This is a genomic window from Micromonospora sp. CPCC 205561, from assembly GCF_036906775.1.
Lineage (GTDB): Bacteria > Actinomycetota > Actinomycetes > Mycobacteriales > Micromonosporaceae > Micromonospora.
Map to the genome: position 1 here is coordinate 56,638 of NZ_JBAKHV010000011.1, position 19,302 is coordinate 75,939.

10 protein-coding genes are annotated in these 19,302 nt (G+C 71.9%); 8 read left to right on the forward strand and 2 right to left on the reverse strand.

All coding sequences use genetic code 11. From position 1 onward, the window contains the following. The first annotated feature begins 45 nt into the window (after positions 1-45). From gltB to V6V16_RS09235, 5 genes are all read left to right on the forward strand, one after another. Positions 46-4,737 (forward strand): glutamate synthase large subunit, encoded by a 4,692-nt coding sequence (gene gltB, locus V6V16_RS09215; RefSeq protein WP_334561407.1) that lies wholly within the window; start codon positions 46-48, stop codon positions 4,735-4,737. After that, positions 4,730-6,238: a glutamate synthase subunit beta gene (locus V6V16_RS09220; RefSeq protein WP_334561408.1), complete on the forward strand. Its 1,509-nt coding sequence runs from the start codon at positions 4,730-4,732 to the stop codon at positions 6,236-6,238. Before gltB ends, V6V16_RS09220 begins: the two co-directional genes overlap by 8 nt. Positions 6,239-6,883: 645 nt before the next feature. Next, positions 6,884-7,684, forward strand: coding sequence for an SGNH/GDSL hydrolase family protein (locus tag V6V16_RS09225; RefSeq protein ID WP_334561409.1), 801 nt, complete (start codon positions 6,884-6,886; stop codon positions 7,682-7,684). Positions 7,685-7,881: 197 nt separating this feature from the next. Beyond that, a complete protein-coding gene (locus tag V6V16_RS09230) occupies positions 7,882-10,509 on the forward strand; it encodes an FtsK/SpoIIIE domain-containing protein (RefSeq protein ID WP_334561410.1) in 2,628 nt (875 codons plus the stop codon). A gap of 4 nt (positions 10,510-10,513) precedes the next feature. Further along, a complete protein-coding gene (locus V6V16_RS09235) occupies positions 10,514-11,446 on the forward strand; it encodes a hypothetical protein (RefSeq protein ID WP_334561411.1) in 933 nt (310 codons plus the stop codon). Between the two features lie 73 nt (positions 11,447-11,519). Here V6V16_RS09235 and V6V16_RS09240 read toward each other — a convergent pair whose 3' ends face one another. Together V6V16_RS09240 and V6V16_RS09245 are read right to left on the reverse strand one after the other, a co-directional pair. Continuing rightward, positions 11,520-12,107, reverse strand: a complete 588-nt coding sequence (locus V6V16_RS09240) for a Fic/DOC family protein (RefSeq protein ID WP_334561412.1) — start codon at positions 12,105-12,107, stop codon at positions 11,520-11,522. Then, positions 12,094-12,690 (reverse strand): Panacea domain-containing protein, encoded by a 597-nt coding sequence (locus tag V6V16_RS09245; RefSeq protein ID WP_334561413.1) that lies wholly within the window; start codon positions 12,688-12,690, stop codon positions 12,094-12,096. The genes V6V16_RS09240 and V6V16_RS09245 overlap by 14 nt, the downstream gene beginning before the upstream one ends. Before the next feature lie 183 nt (positions 12,691-12,873). On the opposite strand from V6V16_RS09245, the gene V6V16_RS09250 reads away from it, so the two are divergent. From V6V16_RS09250 to V6V16_RS09260, 3 genes are read left to right on the forward strand one after another with little or no spacing between them, the layout of a single operon-like run. Further along, the gene (locus tag V6V16_RS09250) at positions 12,874-16,338 is read left to right on the forward strand and encodes a DEAD/DEAH box helicase family protein (protein ID WP_334561415.1); all 3,465 of its coding nucleotides are present in this window, start codon (positions 12,874-12,876) and stop codon (positions 16,336-16,338) included. Continuing rightward, a complete protein-coding gene (locus V6V16_RS09255; protein WP_334561416.1) occupies positions 16,335-17,789 on the forward strand; it encodes a restriction endonuclease subunit S in 1,455 nt (484 codons plus the stop codon). Before V6V16_RS09250 ends, V6V16_RS09255 begins: the two co-directional genes overlap by 4 nt. Continuing rightward, entirely contained in the window at positions 17,786-19,294 is a 1,509-nt protein-coding gene (locus V6V16_RS09260) for a type I restriction-modification system subunit M (RefSeq protein WP_334561418.1), read from the forward strand. The genes V6V16_RS09255 and V6V16_RS09260 overlap by 4 nt, the downstream gene beginning before the upstream one ends. Positions 19,295-19,302: the final 8 nt, after the last annotated feature.

Here is a 19,302-nt window from a genome sequence, read left to right on the forward strand (position 1 = left end):
CGTCGTCCCGATCGAGTTCCACCCTGAGCGACGACAGGAGGCCCGGTGGCCTTTCCGTACCCTCACAGCAGCCCGCAGCAGGCCCCGCACCTCGGCCCGGGAGCTCCCGCGGCCGGGCTCTACGATCCCGCGCAGGAGCACGACGCCTGCGGCGTGGCCTTCGTGGCGGACCTGTACGGGCGGCGCTCGCACGCGGTCGTGGTGAACGGCCTCGACGCACTCTGCCGGCTGGACCACCGGGGAGCCCGGGGCGCGGAACCGAACACGGGCGACGGCGCGGGCATCATGATCCAGATCCCGGACGCGTTCCTGCGCGCGGTGGTCGACTTCCCGCTGCCGCCCGCCGGCGAGTACGCCACCGGCCTGGTCTTCCTGCCCGACGACGACGCCGACGAGGCCCGCGCCCGCCGCGTGGTCGAGAAGTACGCGCTGGTCGAGGGGGCCCACCTGTTCGGCTGGCGGGACGTGCCGATCGACCCGAGCGGGCTCGGCGAGAGCGCCCTGGCGGCGATGCCCCGGGTCCGGCAGCTCTTCCTCGCCGCGCGCCGGCTCACCGACTCGCCGGCCGGCCCGGCCGGTTCGCCGCTGGGCGGCATCGAACTGGAGCGGGTGGCGTTCTGCGTGCGCAAGCAGGCCGAGCGGGAGAGCGCCGAGCGGGGCGTGCCGGCATACTTCCCCTCGCTGTCGGCGCGGACCATGGTCTGGAAGGGCATGCTCACCCCCGACCAGCTCCCGGCGTTCTTCCCGGAGCTGACCGACGAACGGGTGCAGAGCGCGATCGTGCTGGTGCACTCCCGCTTCTCCACCAACACGTTCCCCTCCTGGCCGCTGGCGCACCCGTACCGGCTGATCGCGCACAACGGCGAGATCAACACCATCCGGGGCAACCGGAACTGGATGCAGGCCAGAGAGGCCCTGCTGCGTAGCCCGAGCATCCCCGGCAACATCCGCCGGATCTTCCCGGTCTGCACCCCGGCCGCCTCCGACTCGGCGAACTTCGACGAGGTCCTGGAGCTGCTGCACCTGGCCGGGCGCAGCCTGCCGCACGCGGTGCTGATGATGATCCCCGAGGCGTGGGAGAACGACCCCGACATGGGCGCCGAGAAGCGCGCCTTCTACCGCTTCCACGCGAGCCTGATGGAGCCGTGGGACGGGCCGGCGTCGGTCGCCTTCACCGACGGCGAGGTGGTCGGCGCCGTGCTGGACCGCAACGGGCTGCGCCCGGGGCGCTGGTGGCGTACGGACGAGGGGCTCGTGGTGCTCGGCAGCGAGGCGGGCGTGCTCGACCTCGACCCGGCCCGGGTGGTCGCCAAGGGCCGGCTCCAGCCGGGGAAGATGTTCCTGGTCGACACCGTGGCCGGCCGGATCGTGCACGACGAGGAGATCAAGGCGGAGCTGGCGGCGGAGCGCCCGTACGCCGACTGGCTGCACGCCGGCCTGATCGAGCTGACCGACCTGCCCCCGCGCGAGCACACCGTCTACACCCACGACTCGGTGCGCCGGCGCCAGCAGACCTTCGGCTACACCGAGGAGGAGCTGAAGATCCTGCTCGCTCCGATGGCGCGTACCGGCGCCGAGCCGATCGGCTCGATGGGCACCGACACCCCGATCGCCCCGCTCTCCACCCGGCCCAGGCTGCTCTACGACTACTTCCACCAGCTCTTCGCGCAGGTCACCAACCCGCCGCTGGACGCCATCCGCGAGGAGCTGGTGACCAGCCTGGCGTCGACCATCGGGCCGGAGGGCAACCTGCTCGACCCCGGCCCGGCGAGCTGCCGGCAGATCGTGCTGCCGTACCCGGTGATCGACAACGACGAGCTGGCCAAGATCCTCTCCATCGACGAGGACGGCGACCTGCCCGGCTTCAAGGCGGTCCGGGTCTCCGGGCTCTACCGCGTACGGGAGGGCGGCGCCGGCATCAAGGCCCGGCTGACCGAGATCTGCCGGCACGTCTCCGAGGCGATCGAGGACGGCGTACGCATCCTGGTGCTCTCGGACCGGGACTCCAACGCCGACCTCGCCCCCATCCCGTCGCTGCTGCTCACCGCCGCCGTGCACCAGCACCTGGTGCGCGAGCAGACCCGCACGCAGGTGGCGCTGATCGTCGAGTCCGGCGACTGCCGCGAGGTGCACCACGCGGCGGTGCTGATCGGCTACGGCGCGGCGGCGGTCAACCCGTACCTGGCGTTCGAGTCGGTGGAGGACATGATCGCCACCGGTGTGCTCGTCGGCACGGATCCGGCGAAGGCGGTACGCAACTACGTCAAGGCCCTCGGCAAGGGCGTCCTGAAGATCATGTCGAAGATGGGCATCTCGACGGTGTCGTCGTACTGCGGGGCGCAGGTCTTCGAGGCCGTCGGGCTCGACACCCGGCTGGTCCAGCGCTACTTCCGGGGCACCCCGAGCAAGATCGGCGGGATCGGGCTGGACGGCATCCACACCGAGGTCGCCGCCCGGCACACCGTGGCCTGGCCGCCGCCCGGCGCCGCGGTCTCCGACCGGCTGGAGGTGGGCGGCGAGTACCAGTGGCGCCGCGAGGGCGAGCTGCACCTGTTCAACCCGGAGACGGTCTTCCTGCTCCAGCACGCCACCCGCAGCCGCCAGTACGACGTCTTCCGGCAGTACACGGCCAAGGTCGACGAGCTGGCCGCGCGGGCCGGCTCGCTGCGCGGGCTGTTCACGCTGCGTACCGGCCTCCGGCCGGCGGTGCCGATCGAGGAGGTCGAACCGGCCACCGAGATCGTCAAGCGCTTCGCCACCGGCGCCATGTCGTACGGGTCGATCTCGGCGGAGGCGCACGAGACCCTCGCCATCGCGATGAACCGGCTCGGCGGCAAGTCCAACACCGGCGAGGGCGGCGAGGACGTCGAGCGGCTGCACGACCCGGCCCGCCGCTCGGCCGTGAAGCAGATCGCCAGCGGCCGGTTCGGGGTGACCAGCGAGTACCTGGTCAACGCCGACGACCTGCAGATCAAGATGGCGCAGGGCGCCAAGCCCGGCGAGGGCGGGCAGCTGCCCGGCAACAAGGTCTGGCCGTGGATCGCCCGCACCCGGCACGCCACCCCGGGCGTCGGCCTGATCTCGCCGCCGCCGCACCACGACATCTACTCCATCGAGGACCTCGCCCAGCTGGTGCACGACCTGAAGTGCGTCAACCCGTCCGCGCGGGTGCACGTCAAGCTGGTCAGCGAGGTGGGCGTCGGCACCGTGGCGGCGGGCGTGGCCAAGCTCAAGGCCGACGTCATCCTGATCTCCGGCCACGACGGCGGCACCGGCGCCTCCCCGCTGAACTCGCTCAAGCACGCCGGCACCCCGTGGGAGCTGGGGCTGGCCGAGGCGCAGCAGACGCTGCTGCTCAACAAGTTGCGCGACCGGGTCACCGTGCAGGTCGACGGGCAGCTCAAGACCGGCCGGGACGTGCTGGTCGCGGCGCTGCTCGGCGCCGAGGAGTTCGGCTTCGCCACCGCGCCGCTGATCGTCGAGGGCTGCGTGATGATGCGCGTCTGCCACCTCGACACCTGCCCGGTCGGCATCGCCACCCAGAACCCGGTGCTGCGGGAACGCTTCACCGGCCGGCCGGAGTTCGTGGAGAACTTCTTCCTCTTCCTCGCCGAGGAGGTCCGCGGCTACCTGGCCGAGCTGGGCCTCCGCTCGATCGAGGAGGCCATCGGGCAGGCCGAGCTGCTCGACGTCGCCCCGGCGATCGCGCACTGGAAGGCCGGCGGTCTGGACCTGACCCCCGTGCTGCACCTGCCGGAGCTGCCGGCCGGCGCCGCCCGCCGGGGCGTCCGCCCCCAGGACCACGGCCTGGAGCTGGCGCTGGACAACGAGCTGATCGCCCTGGCCGGGCCGGCGCTGCGCGACCGTACGCCGGTGCGGGTGGAGGTGGCGGTGCGCAACGGCCACCGCAGCGTCGGCGCCATGCTCGGCGGCGAGGTGACCCGCCGCTTCGGCGGCGCCGGCCTGCCCACCGACACCATCGAGTTCACGCTGCGCGGCACCGCCGGGCAGTCGTTCGGCGCCTTCCTGCCGCGCGGGGTGACCCTGCGACTGCACGGCGACGCCAACGACTACGTGGGCAAGGGGCTCTCCGGCGGCCGGCTGATCGTGCGGCCCGACGCCGCCGCCCCGTTCCTCGACGGCGACGCCGCGCCGGGACAGCGGGCCGAGGACCAGATCATCGCCGGGAACACCATCCTCTACGGGGCCACCGCGGGCGAGTTGTTCCTGCGCGGCCGGGTGGGGGAGCGGTTCGCGGTACGCAACTCCGGCGCGGTGGCCGTCGTCGAGGGCGTCGGCGACCACGGCTGCGAGTACATGACCGGCGGCACCGTGGTGGTGCTGGGCCCGACCGGACGCAACTTCGCCGCCGGCATGTCCGGCGGCACCGCCTTCGTGCACCGGCTGGACCGCCGCCGGGTCAACGCGGAGCTGGTCGACCTGGCCCCGCTCGGCGAGGAGGAGCAGGCGGTGCTGCACGAGCTGGTGCAGCGGCACTTCGCCGAGACCGACTCGGCGGTCGCCGAGGGGCTGCTCAAGCGGTGGCCCGAGGCGGTGGCGGAGTTCACCGCCGTGGTACCCCGCGACTACCGCCGGGTGCTGGAGATCATGCGGGCCGCCGAAGCCGCCGGCCGCGACGTCGACGACGCGGTGATGAGCGCGCTGGCGCCCGCCGCGAAGTCCGTGCCGACCACGCCCGTCCCGCGGGCCGCGGTCCAGGAGGTGGCTCGTGCCTGACCCGAACGGTTTCCTGCGCTACGACCGGCGGCTGCCCGCGCGTCGCCCGGTGCCGGTGCGGATCAGCGACTGGCACGAGGTGTACCCGCCGGCCGGCGAGGAACTGGTCCGCGAGCAGGCCACCCGCTGCATGGACTGCGGCATCCCGTTCTGCCACGACGGCTGCCCCCTGGGCAACCGCATCCCGGACTGGAACGACCTGGTCCGCACCGGCAACTGGGAAGCGGCGGTGGACTCGCTGCACGCCACCAACAACTTCCCCGAGTTCACCGGTCGCCTCTGCCCGGCGCCCTGCGAGGCGGCCTGCGTGCTCGGCATCGGCGGCGGCCATCCGGTCACCATCAAGCAGGTCGAGGTGGAGATCGCCGACGCGGCCGTCGCCCTGGGCGGGCTGTCGCCACGCCCGGTGCCGGCGCCGACCGGCCGGTCGGTCGCCGTCGTCGGTTCCGGGCCCGCCGGCCTCGCCGCCGCGCAACAGCTCGCCCGCGCCGGTCACGCCGTGACCGTGTACGAGCGCGACGACGCCGTCGGCGGCCTGCTCCGGTACGGCATCCCCGACTTCAAGCTGGAGAAGGTCCACGTCGACCGGCGGCTGGCCCAGCTCACCGCCGAGGGTGTGCGCTTCCGCACCGGGGTGAACGTCGGCGTCGACGTCACCGCCGAGCAGTTGCGCGCCGAGCACGACGCGGTGCTGCTCGCCTGCGGCGCGCTGCGGGGCCGGGACACCCCGGCGACGCCCGGCCGGGGGCTGCGCGGCGTGCACCAGGCGATGGACCACCTCGTCGCGGCCAACCGGGTGGTCGCCGCGGCGGCCGGCGGCCGGCCCGACACCGCGGTCCTGCCCGACGGCACCCCGATCGACGCGGCCGGGAAACACATCGTGATCATCGGCGGCGGCGACACGGCGGCGGACTGCCTCGGCGTGGCGCACCGCCAGGGCGCGGCCGGCGTACACCAGCTGGACCTCTACCCGCGGCCGCCGCAGGCCCGGGACGAGGCCCGGGACCCGTGGCCGACCTGGCCGTGGCTGCTGCGCAGCTACCCGGCACACGAGGAGGGCGGCGAGCGGGTCTTCGCCGTCGCGGTGCAGGAGTTCGTCGACGACGGCACCGGCCAGGTTCGGGCGGTGCGGATCGCCGAGGTGACCGTGGAGAAGCGGGACGGCCGGCGGATCGTCACCGCGCTGCCCGGCTCCGAGCGGGAGCTGCCGGCCGACCTGGTGCTGCTCGCGATCGGCTTCGAGGGCACGGAGGAACAGCCGCTGCTCGACCAGCTCGGGGTGGGCCGCAACGCGCGCGGCGCGATCGACGCCCGGCCCGACTGGCAGACCGACACCGACGGCGTCTTCGTCGCCGGCGACATGCACCGGGGGGCCTCGCTGATCGTCTGGGCGATCGCCGAGGGTCGGGCCGCGGCCGCCGCCATCCACGCCTACCTGGGCGGTACGGGTGACCTGCCCGCCCCGGTGGACCCGGCCCGCCAGCCGCTCGCGGCGCGGTAACCACCGGGCGCTCCCGGTCGCGTCGGCCTGTCCACGGGCGGCCGGCCCTGGCCTGTGCGGGCCGGTCGGCGGCCTGCCCGGTGTGCCCGCGGGCCGGTCGGTCCGGGTGCTGCGCGGTGTGCCCGCGGCCGGTCGGTCGGGGCCTGCCCGGTGCGCCCGCGGCCGGTCGGCCCGTGGCTGCGCGGTATGCCCGCGTCGGTCCTTTCGAGCTGATGTCGTGAACGGATCGCCGGTCGCCCCTCGGGCTCGGCTCCTCGCGCCGGTGGGCTCACCCCGCGCGGGGTCGCCCGGTTTCGGGTGCCGGTGGGCCGCGCCGCGGGGCGCCGTCCGGTTCCGGGTGTCAGCGGGCCCGCGCTGCGGGGCGTTGCCCGGTTCCGGGTGGGCCGCGCCGCGCGGCTGAGCCAGTGGCGGAGCCCGCGAATCGGGCCGCGCCGCCGCCCGAGGCAAGAGCGCCGGGTGAGTCCCGCCCGCCCCGGTGTCGTCGCCCGGTGCGGGGCCGCCGGCGGGGCCGACGCGCGTCGGATCATCCGCACCCGTTCCATTGATCCGAATGTTTCGATAGTATTACCGCCTGGTAACAACCACCCGTCCTGGCCACGCGCGCGGTCACCGGGCCCACCACCCCCTGTCCCGTGGAGGTCCCCCATGCCCCACCGCCCGCTGGCCCGCGCCCTCGCCGCGCTGGTCGCCCTCTGCACCGCCGCCCTCGGCGCGGTGCTCGCCCCCGGCGCCGCCCAGGCGGCCGCGGCCGTCAACTACGTGGCCCTCGGCGACTCCTACTCCTCGGGCGTCGGCGCCGGTCCGTACGACCCGTCGACCTGCCTGCGCAGCCAGAAGTCGTACGCCCCGCTCTGGGCCGCCGCCAACGCGGTGACCAGCTTCAAGTTCCCGGCCTGCGGGGGCGCGGTCACCGCCGACGTCATCAACAACCAGCTCGGCTCGCTGAGCACCAGCACCACCATGGTCACCATCACCATCGGCGGCAACGACGCCGGCTTCGCCGACGTGATCACCAGTTGCCGCTTCGGCAGCACGTCGAGCTGCACCAACGCGGTGAACGAGTCCAAGGCCTTCGCCACCGCCACGCTGCCCGGCCGACTCGACGCCACCTACGCCGCCATCCGCAACCGGGCGCCCAACGCGCGGCTGATCGTGCTCGGCTACCCCCGGCTGTTCGAGACCGGCTCCTGCGGGCTGCTGGCCATGAGCACCTACAAGCGGACCATCCTCAACGAGGCGGCCGACGTGCTCGCCACGGTCATCTCCGGGCGGGCCGCCGCGGCCGGCGCCACGTTCGCCGACACCCGGCCGTACTTCGCCGGGCACGGCGTCTGCGCGGCCGACCCGTGGATCCGGGACGTCAGCGGCGTCATCGAGGCGTACCACCCGGACGCCGACGGCTACCGGTACGGCTACCTGCCGGCCCTGAACGCCGTCACCGGCTGACCCGCGCCACCTGACCGGCTCGACGTGTGAGAGTCCCTTCCCGTCCCGAGTGACCGGAAGGGACTCTCCGCCCCCGACAGTGCGGGCCGGACGGCGGCCTGTCGGTCCGACGCGCCCGTCGCGCCACTGTCCGGGTGTCGCCGGTGTCCGTTAGGGTCCTTGGGGACCAGGCGGGGCGACGGCGACGGGAGCGGGAAGTGGGCAGGCTCGCGTCGGCGTACGGGCAGGCGGTCGCGGCGCACCGGGCCGCCCGGACGCACCTCGACAACGCCCGGCGGGCGCTGGCCGGGCACGCCGCCCCCGCCGCCCCGGCCGGCGCGGCCGAACTCGTCCCCCGACTCGCCGAGCTCGGCGGCACGCTCGCCGCCCCGACCCCCGGGGCCACCCCGGCCGCCGTCGAGGCCGTCCCGGTCCGCCTGGGCGAGGCGGCCACCGCCGAGGGCGCCTTCCCCGTCCTCGTACCGCTGGGTGGCGGCCACCACCTCGCCGTCGACGCGGACGCCCGCGACCCCCGGGTGGCCGGCCTGCTGCGCGCGCTCGTGCTGCGGCTGCTCGCCACCGCCCCGCCCGGCGGGGTCCGGGTCGCCGGCATCGACACCGCCGCGCTCGGCGCGACCTTCGGGCCGCTGCGCCCGCTCGTCGACGCCGGCGTGCTCGATCCGCCGGCCACCGGGGAGGCCGAGGTGGCGGCCCTGCTCGACGCCGCCGAGCGGCACGCCCGCGCCGCCCGGCACGCCGAGCACCCCGACCAGGAGCTGCTGCTGGTCGTCGCCGCGTCCGCGCCGCCGCCGCGCGAGGCGGCCCGGCTCGCCGCGCTCACCCACGCCGGGCCGGCCGCCGCGGTCTGCGTGCTGGCCGCCGGTCACCCGCCCGCCGCGCGGGCCGGGGAGGCCCCGCAACTCGGGGCCACCACCACGGTGCGGCTGACCGAGCGGTACGCCCACGTCGGCGACCCGCCCGGGGCGCCGTTCAGCCACGACGGCACCGGCCTGGCCGCGTCCGTGCTGCTCGACGGCGATCCGCCGGCCGCGTCGGTCGCCGCCCTCGCCGCGCACCTCGGCGCGGCAGCCCGGCGGGGCGACGCGGTGGGCTTCACCGAGCTGCTGCCCGAGCGGCGGTGGGCGGAGTCGGCGGGCAACGGGCTGCGTACCGTGGTCGGCCGGGCCGGCCGCGACCGGGTCACCGTGGCCTTCGACGACGCCACCCCGCACTGGCTCGTCGGCGGGCGCACCGGCGCCGGCAAGACCGTCTTTCTGCTCGACGTCCTCTACGGGCTGGCCGCCCGCTACTCGCCGGCCGAGCTCCAGCTCTACCTGCTCGACTTCAAGGAGGGGGTGAGCTTCACCGAGTTCGTCCCCACCCCCCGCGACCCGTCGTGGCTGCCGCACGCGCGGGCGGTCGGCATCGAGTCCGACCGGGAGTACGGCGTCGCCGTGCTGCGCGAGCTGCGCCGGGAGATGTCGCGCCGGGCCACCACGCTCAAGCGCCACGGCGTCACCAAGCTCGCCGACCTGCCCCGCGACGCCCCGGTGCCCCGGATCGTGGCGGTGATCGACGAGTTCCACGTGCTCCTCGCCGGCAACGACGCGCTGGCCCGCGAGTCGGTCGACCTGCTGGAGGAGCTGGCCCGCAAGGGCCGCTCGTACGGCGTGCACCTGGTCCTGGCCAGCCAGAGCATGACCGGCGTCGAGGCGCTCTACGGCCGGGCCGAGGCGATCTTCGGGCAGTTCGCGCTGCGGGTGGCGCTGCCCGGCGGTGGCGGCGTGCTCGACCCGCTGAACGAGGCCGCCCAGACGCTGCCGGTCGGCTCCGCCGTGCTCAACACCGCGGCCGGCGCGGTCGGCGCCGACACCGTCGTCCGCTTCCCCGATGCGCACGCGGCCGCCCGGGAGCTGGCGGGGCTGCGCCACGAGCTGTGGCAGGACCGGCCGGCCGGCGCGCGCCCCCCGTCTGTCTTCCGGGGCTATGAGGCCGCCCGCGTGGAGGACGACCCCACCTTCGCCGGGCTGCGCCCCGGCGGGCGTCGCCCGCTGGCCCTGGTCGGGCGGACGGTCGACGTCGACGGCACGTCCGCGATGTTCATGATGGACGCCACCCCCGGCCGGCACCTGGCCGTGGTGGGCACCTCGGCCACCGGCGCCGAGGTGCTGCGCGCGGCGACCCTGAGCCTCGCCCGGCAGCACGCCCCGGGCGACGCCCGCTTCCTGCTCGCCCCGCTGGTCGCGGCCGCCGAACCGGCCTCCGACGACACCGCCGCGACCCTGGCCGCCGCCGGCCACCGGGTCGACCGCCTCGACGTGGCCGACCTGCGCCGGCAGGTCGGCGCGCTCGCCGCCGCGCTCTCCGCCCCGGCCGGGCCGGCGGGCTCCGTGACGGGCAGTCCCGCGACGGGCAGCCCAGCGACGGGCGGCTCCGCGGCGGGCGGGGCGGCCCCGCTGGCCGGCCGCACCTACGTCGTCGTCTTCGGGATGGACGCCGCCAGCGGCGCGCTCGCCGCCACCGACCCCGAGACGTTCCGCTCCGGCCACGACGACCTGCTGACCCTGCTGCGGCAGGGGCCGGGGCGGGGGGTGCACCTGCTCGGCTGGTGGCGCGGGCTGCGCCGGCTCGCCGACGACCTCGGCGGGGCCCACAACCGCGACGACGTCGCCTGCCTGGTCGCGCTGAACGTGCCCGGCGCCGAGCTGGGTCTGCACCTCGGGGTGCACGATCTCGCCTACGCGCCCCGGCCCGACCGGGCGCTCTTGGTCGACCGGCACGACCAGCGCACCCGGCTCATCGTGCCGTTCGCCCGTGACGGGCACGGCCCGGACGGGGAGGACTGAGGCGGTGTCCACCTTCGACGAGTACGCGGCGCTGGCCCGGCAACTCGCCGAGCGGCGGCGGGCCGGCGAGCGGGGCGCCGCCGCCGACGCCGAGCGCCGCCGCAACCTGCACGCCGCCGCCGACTACCTCCAGCACCGGCTCACCGCCCAGGGGCAGCGCCTCGACCAGCTCGGCCAGGCCATCGGCATCCCGGCCTCCAGCGTGCCCAACGCGCCCGCGCCGCCCGGCGGGCCGGAAGCCGCGCCGCACGGCACCGCGTCGGGCTGGGGCGCGCCGGCGGGTCCGCCCGTCGTCCCCGGCGACGGGTCGTCCACCGGGTCGGTCGGCGGGGCGGGTGCCGGTGGCGCCCCGCTCGCGGGCGTCGGCCCGGGGGAGGGGGAGCACGCCGGCGCAGCCGGCGCCCCGGGGCGGCCGGGCTTCGGGGCGTACCCCCAGGTGGCGGTGGGGGAGTCGAGGCTGGCGCTGCCGACGGCGCCGGGCGCGGCGGCGGCCGGGGTGCCGGCCCCGCGCCCGGCGGAGGTCGATCCGAACGTCGAGCTGGAGCTGGCCCGGCGCTACGCCGACGAGTCCGACCGGCACGGCCAGCAGGCCGAGCTGCTCGCGCAGCGGCCGGTGCTGCTGCCGGCCTGGTCGCCGGTGGCCCGGGCGGTCGCCGTCTACGCGGGCTGCGCGGCGGCGGGCGTGGTCCTGATGTCGATCATGGCTCTCGCCTCCGACGTCGGCCTGGTCGACGGCTTCACCCTGGCCGCGTGGATCTGCGCCGGCCTGCCCGCGCTCTCCTTCTTCGCCGGCTACCTGGTGCTCGGCCGCTGGGGACGACCGGTCATGGTCGCCGGCACCCCGCCCCGGTACGTGCACCTCGGCTTCCTGATCTGCTTCGCGGCACTGCCGATCGCCTACGTGGCCTTCCTGCTGCTGTTCCGCGTGCTGCGCTGACTGCGCGTGGCGGGATGGGTTCAGCAGGGGAGGGCTGCCGCTCTTCCTCGTGGTGGACCAGACCTCAGGTGAGTCAGGTCAGCCGGCGTACGACGCGACGGAGGGCGGTGACCAGCAGGCTGGTGTCGGCGGTGACGAGGTGCAGGCGGCACGCCTCGACGTTCGTCTCCGAGTCCAGCTCGGACCAGTCGAGCAGGTATCCGGCTGCCGCAGCGAGTTGTCGCAGGAACGCGCGGATGGTGCGTCCGTTACCCTCGCGGAACGGGTGGCAGACGTTGAGTTCGCCGTAATAGTGAGCCAAGGCATCGACAAACACCTCCCGACGTAGCCCGAGGAGGTAGCCGTCCTCCACGAGACGGCTGAGGACCGCGCTCACCTGGTCGTCGATGTACCGCCAGTGGCAGAAACGGGCACCCGGCTTGCTGATGTCGACAGTCCTGCTCTGGCCGGCCCACTGGTAGAGGTCTGCGAAGAGATGCCGGTGGAAGGTTTGCAGGTGCTCCAAGCCGTAGTTGCCCGGGATGATCAGCCGGGCTGCCTGGATCTCGCGGACCGACACCAGCCGGAACTCGACCTCTCGGAGTTGGTCAGGGTCGGTGATGCCCAGCTTGTTCCGGAGACAGTCGCTGTCTGGCCAGCAGTAGGGGTCAGCGCTGCTCACTGCTGATCCGGGCGATTTCCTGGGCGATCAGATCGTCGGCACTGATGACGCCGGACGCGACATCTCGAAGCCTGTCCTGCCAGTCCTCGTCGAATTCCGCTCCTTCGAGGGCGGCGTTGGCAGAGGCGAGGACCACGGCTGTCTCGACGCTCGCCACCTGCCGGGCGTAGTACGCCCTCATGAGGTCGACGTCGACCTGTTCGGCGGAGGGGGCGGACTCGGGCAACGCACCACGCGCGACACGCCACGGAAGCTCGTTGTGAGTCATCGTCGACAGCTCAGCGGCGGAGAATCGGCCGTACGCCCCGGCCACCCAACGGACTGTGTCGACCTGGTCGGTTGCCAGGTGGGACGCATCGCCGAGTGGCCACTCGGTAACGGTGAGTTGCCCGCGATGATGGCGGTAGAGGTGCGGGACCACAGGACCTTCACGCCAGGCCTCGATCGGCTCCTGAAAAAGCGGGTGGCCCGTCCGCGCCAGGTGCCATCCCTGGCAGTAGTAGACGAGCTTCTCCAGCTTCATCGCCGTCATGGCCCCGAGGTCACCCAGCACCGCCGCTGCGACGTCATGCGCCGTTGCCACCGATGGCACCCCCTCTCCAGGTCCTGCCCCGAGCCTAGCGAGTCAGGCCGGCAGGGTGGGCCCGACGGTGTCAGATAGGCGATACCTGCCTGTGTGTGCACAGACCGCCGGGCAGCCATATCCTGACGTGTTCATCGCTGGCTATGAGCGTGGAGAGTCGTGGATCCTCGACAGATACGACGATTGGCGGAGCAGTCCGCCAACTTCGGGTTCCTGAAAGACCATCCGCTGCTGGTCTTCTACGGCACCGGAGCAGAATCCCTGGTCTACGTCGACGCCCAGGCGGCGATGTTCAAGACTCGTGCTTTCGGCGATGTGCTCGCCCAGGATCTGGTCCGACGCACGAACGCCAGACCGGCGAGCGATAGTTTCTTCCATCAGGTCCAGGCGCTCAACGCCGACGGCACCCTGGTCCCGCACATCTACGCCGCTTTCGATCGTCTGCGCGACGTGGGCAACAAGGCGGTACACGATCATCTCGACGAGGCGCGCACCGCGCTGGAGCTTCTGCGTACCTGCTTCGAGTTGGGGTTGTGGTTCCACCGCGCGTTGACCGGAGACCGCGCACCCATCGGGTTCGTACCACCGACGCCCCCGCGGCAGCGCGTGCCGGCAACAGTCGTCGAAGGACTCCAGGCCGAGATCCAGCGCTACAAGCAGGAGTTGGCCGACACCAAGCTGCTGATCGAGGGCAAGGCGTCGCTCGCGCAGGCGCGGGCCGACGCGGTGGCGGCTGCCGACCGGGCCGTACGGGACGCGGAGGCCCGCCGCGAGGAGAACGCGGCGCTGGTGACGACCCTGGAGCCGGCGGCGGCGGTCGCCCACCGCGAGTTCGAGGACGCCAAGGTCGCCAGGGTCTCGGCGGCCAAGCGGGAGGACTTCATCGCCCGCGCGCGGCGTGCCTCCCACGAGCCGCTCAACGAGGTGCAGACCCGCGTCGAGATCGACCGGCAGCTCGTCGCGGCCGGCTGGCTGGTCCAGGACGAGAATAAGATCAACGTGTACGCGGGAACCGGCGTGGCGGTCCGCGAGGTGACTCTGGCGACCGGCCGGGCCGACTACCTGATGTACGTCAACCAGCGCCTGGTCGGGGTGATCGAGGCCAAGCGGGAGGGCACCTCACCTCGTGGCGCGGAGGCCCAACTCGACCGTTACCTCAAGGGCCTCACCGCCGAGCAGAAGCTAGCCGCGTGGCGCAGAGACGCCCCGTTGCCCTTCGGGTACGTCGCCACCGGCACGGAGACCGCCTTCGTCAACCGGCTCGACCCGTTCCCGCGTACCCGTGAGGTCTTCGCCTTCCACCGGCCGCAGACCCTCGCGCGGTGGATGCGCGAGGCGGACGACGATCCGGCCGCGCCGACGTTGCGTGCCCGGCTGCGGCGGATGCCGGCGCTGGACCGGCTGGGCCTGCGACCGGCCCAGGTGGACGCCATCGAAGGGCTGGAGCGGTCGCTGGCGCAGGACCAGCCCCGCTCGCTGATCCAGATGGCGACGGGCGCCGGCAAGACGTTCACGGCTGTGACCGCGAGCTACCGCCTGCTCAAGCACGCCCGTGCCGGACGGATCCTTTTCCTGGTCGACCGCAACAACCTCGGCAAGCAGACCCTGCGGGAGTACGCCGGCTACCAGACGCCCGACGACGGGCGGAAGTTCACCGATCTGTACAACGTGGACCGGCTCTCCGGGGCCGGGATGCTCGACTCGTCGGCGGTGGTCATCTCGACCATCCAACGGCTCTACGGCGCGCTGCGCGGGGCCGACCTGCCCGACGTCGACCTGGACGACCGGGCCTACGACAGCTACGACCTGGACGCCCCGGCGGAGGTCGGCTACAACCCCCGGATCCCGCCCGAGACGTTCGACCTGATCGTGGTGGACGAATGCCACCGGTCGATCTACGGCAAGTGGCGGGCGGTGATTGAATACTTCGACGCCTTCGTGGTCGGCCTGACCGCCACCCCGGTCAAGCAGACGCTCGGGTTCTTCCAGCAGAACCTGGTCGCGGAGTACACCTACGAGCAGGCGGTCGCCGACGGGGTGAACGTCAGCTTCGACGTCTACCGGATCAAGACCCAAATCACCGAGGCCGGCGACAGGATCGAGGCCGGCACGGTCGTGCCGCTGCGCGACCGCCGCACCCGCGCCGAGCGCTACCAGGAGTTGGAGGACGACTTCACGTACGCCGGCAGTCAGGTGGGCCGGTCGGTGATCTCGAAGGGGCAGCTCAGGCTGGTGCTGGAGACGTTCCGGGACAGGCTAAACGAGATCTTCCCGGGCCGTAGGACGGTGCCCAAGACGTTGATCTTCGCGTGCGACGACAACCACGCCGAGGAGATCGTGACCATGGTCCGCGTGGTGTTCGGTCGCGGCAACGACTTCGCCACGAAGATCACCTACGCCTCGCGTCGAGGCGGTGACAACCCGGACACGCTGATCCAGGCCTTCCGCAACAGCCCGGAGCTGCGCATCGCCGTGACCGTCGACATGATCGCGACCGGCACCGACATCCGGCCGCTGGAGTGCGTCTTCTTCCTCCGCCCGGTACGCAGCGCCACCTACTTCGAGCAGATGAAGGGGCGCGGCGCCCGCACCATCGACCCCGCAGACTTCCAGGCCGTCACGCCCGACGCGGAGGTCAAGGATCGCTTCGTCATCGTCGACGCGGTCGGCGTCACCGAAGCCGACCTGGACGAGGCGGTGCCTCTGCAACGGCACACCGAACGACAGATCTCCCTGCGTGACCTGCTGCGGAAGGCAGGCACCCTGACCGCCAACCCGGACGAGGTCGCCACCCTCGCCTCCCGGCTGTCCCGGCTCAACCAGCAGCTCACCGACGCCGAACGGCAGGAGCTTGCTGACCTCGCCGAGCAGCCGCTGACCGGCATCGTGCGGGGCCTGGTCGACGCGGTCGCACCCGAGCAACTCAACCCGGCCAAGGAGGCCGGGCCGGAGGCCGTACGCGACCTGCTGGCCGACGCCCTGCGTCCACTGGCGGCCAATCCGGCGCTGCGGGAGCGGATCCTGGAAGTCCGGCGGGCACACGACATCACCATCGACGAGGTGAACCCGGACCAGCTGATCTCGGCGGCCGGCGTGCCGGCCGAGGAACGCGCCCAGGTCACGGTGAAGAGCTGGCACGACTACCTGGAGCAGCACCGCGACGAGATCACCGCATTGCAGGTCTTCTACGAGGGGAAGGGACGCGTCGGCTACGAGCAGCTCAAGGAACTCGCCACCCGGATCGAGCGGCCACCGCAGGCGTGGACGCCGGAGTCGCTGTGGAAGGCGTACGTGCTGCTCGGACGCACCGCCCAAGCACCGGGCAGCAGGGGAGTGACCGATCTCGTCAGCCTCGTCCGGTATGAGTTGGGGCTCGACAAGGATCTGCGTCCCTACCGCAGCCTGGTCGAGGAGCGCTTCCGTGGGTGGCTGCTCCGGCAGGAACAGGCGGGCGCTACGTTCACTGCCGATCAGGTGTGGTGGCTGGAGAGGATCAAGGACGTGATAGCGGTCAGCGTGGAGGTCACCGCCGACGACCTGGACGGCGCACCGTTCACCGAACGCGGCGGAATCGACGGCTACGCGGGCACCTTCGGCCACCGTGCCGAGCCCTTGTTGAACGAGCTGAACCAGGAGCTGTCCGCGTGACCGTTCTTTTCACAGTTCCGCATACCTGGGTGTGGGCAGAGTTTGGGGATGTGGCCCGGGTTGCCGCGAATCTGGTGGACCCGGCAGGTTTCCTTGACGCCCCGCATATCGCACCCAATCATATCGAAACGGGTACCGGCAGGCTGCTTTCGTATCGGACAATCCGCGAAGATGGAGTGACGAGCCCAAAGCATAGGTTCTTTCCGGGCCAGCTGATCTATTCGAAGATTCGCCCCTATCTGGCGAAGGTGATCCAGAGTCCCATAGAAGGCCTTTGTAGTGCGGACATGTATCCGATCGAACCGTATATCGAGCATAGATATTTGTTGTACTGGATGCTGTCTCCATCGTTTACTGCGCAAACCTCGGCTCATCAGACCCGCACAATCCTCCCAAAAATTAATGAACAGGAATTGTCCCGCATTGCTGTGCCGGTGCCGCCGCTCGCCGAGCAACGCCGCATCGTCGCCGTCCTCGATGACCTCTTGTCTCGTTGGGATGTTGGCTCGATTGGTTTGGCTACGATCGCTCGTCGCGTTGATCGGTTCCGCGACCAGGTCATGTTCCTGGCAGGCACTGGCCAGCTAGTCAGCACAAACTTGGTTGAAACGGCCTCGCCGCCTAGGGCTGCCAGCGTGGTCGACGGAGAACTCCCCGGTATCCCGGTCACCTGGCAATGGAAGCGTCTGGAAGAAATAGCGGACGTCGTCGGTGGCGTGACCAAGGACGCCAAGAAGCAGGCTGACCCTGATTATGTCGAGGTCCCCTATCTGCGAGTGGCCAACGTGCAGCGAGCGCGGCTCGATCTTTCTGAGGTGACCCGCATGAGAGTGCCGGCAAAGAAGGCAGCACAGTTGCGGCTCCTGCGGGGCGATGTGCTTCTCAACGAGGGCGGGGACCGGGATAAGCTTGGACGCGGATGGGTATGGGATGAGCAGATCCCCGACTGTATCCATCAGAATCACGTGTTCCGGGCCCGCGTCCGAGACGGCGTGCTGCACCCCAAGCTGCTGGCCTGGCACGCCAACGGGTTCGGCCGACGTTGGTTTCAAGTAAACGGCCTTCAGAGCGTCAACTTGGCCTCCATCAGCCTCGGCAAGATGCGGCAGTTCCCCGTTCCGGTTCCACCACGGGCTGAGCAGGAAACCCTTGTGCGAACGGCCGAGACCTACCTTTCCTTGCTTGACGGCATGGACAGGGCGGTCGGCGCTGCGGGTCAGAAGGCGGTCCAGCTCCGGGCGTCGTTGTTGGCGGAGGCGTTCGCGGGGCGACTCGTGCCACAGGACCCGAACGACGAGGTTGCGTCGGAGTTGCTCACTCGGATTCGGGCCGAGCGCGAGGCCACATTGCCGAAGCGGAAGATGCGCACCCGGCGTACCCCAGAGAAGTTGACGGCACCGCCCACCAGGGTGACTGACGACAACTACCAGCAGGAGGCACTGCCGCTGTGAGCAATGTGGATTCGCGCCGGCTGGTGCAGAAGCTGTGGAATTACTGCGACGTGCTGCGCGACGACGGCGTTTCGACCATCGACTACGTCGAGCAGCTCACGTTTCTGCTCTTCCTGAAGATGGCCGACGAGCGCGCCAAGCGGCCGATCAAGCCCGAGCAGATCGTGCCCGGCGAACTGAGCTGGCAGACGCTGCTCGATGCCGAGGGCGACGCGCTGGAAGTGCAGTACCGGAAGATCCTCACCGGGCTCGCCCGCGAGGAGGGCACGCTCGGCACCATCTTCCGGAAGGCGCAGAACAAGATCCAGGACCCGGCGAAGCTCAAGCGGCTCATAGTCGACCTGATCGACAAGGAGTCGTGGTCGGGCACCGGAGTTGACGTCAAGGGTGACGCCTACGAGGAGTTGCTCGCCAAGGGCGCGGAAGACGCCAAGTCGGGTGCGGGGCAGTACTTCACGCCCCGGGCGCTGACCGTCGCCATGGTCGACTGCATGTTGCCGACGCCGGACGACACGATCACCGACCCGGCCTGCGGCACGGGTGGCTTCCTGCTTGCCGCCTTCGATCACATTCAGCGGCACCACGGCAGCGCGCTCACCCCCGACCAGCGACGCCGGCTGGCCAAAGGCGCGATCACGGGCACCGAACTGGTCGACGGCACCGCCCGGCTGGCGGCAATGAACATGCTGCTGCACGGCATCGGCACCCCCAACGGCCCGTCGCTGATCAGCGTCCGCGACGCCCTCGGCCGGGAGCCCGACAGCCGGGTCAGCCTGGTCCTGGCCAATCCGCCGTTCGGCCGCAGTTCCTCGGTCAGGATGGTCGGCGAGGACGGCCGGGGCACCCGAGAGGAGCGGGAGATCGAGCGGTCGGACTTCTGGGCCACCACCGCAAACAAGCAACTCAACTTCGTCCAGCACATCGCCTCGCTGCTGGAGATCGACGGTCGGGCGGCGGTCGTGCTGCCGGACAACGTGCTCTTCGAGGGGGGCGCGGGGGAGACCATCCGCCGCCGGCTGCTCAAGCAGTACGACCTGCACACGATGCTGCGCCTGCCCACCGGCATCTTCTACGCCGGCGGGGTCAAGGCCAACGTCCTCTTCTTCGAACGCAAGCGCGCCCGGGAGCAGCCGTGGACCGAGAAGCTCTGGGTCTACGACTTTCGCACCAACCAGCACTTCACCCTGAAGCAGAACCCGCTGCGCCGGGAGCACCTTCAGGACTTTGTGGACTGCTACCTGCCGGGCAAGGACCGGTCTGAGCGGGTCGAGACGGAGCGGTTCCGGGCCTTCACATACGAGGAATTGATCGCCCGGGACAAGGTGAACCTCGACATCACCTGGCTCAAGGACGCCTCCCTGGAGGGCGCGGACGCGCTGCTGCCGCCCGAGGTCATCGCGCGGGAAATCGTGGAGGACCTCCAAGCGGCGCTGAGGGAGTTCGCAGCCATCGCCGAAGCCCTCGGCGCCTCAACCACGATCGAAGACGACAAAATTTCGGCCTAGAGCAGCGG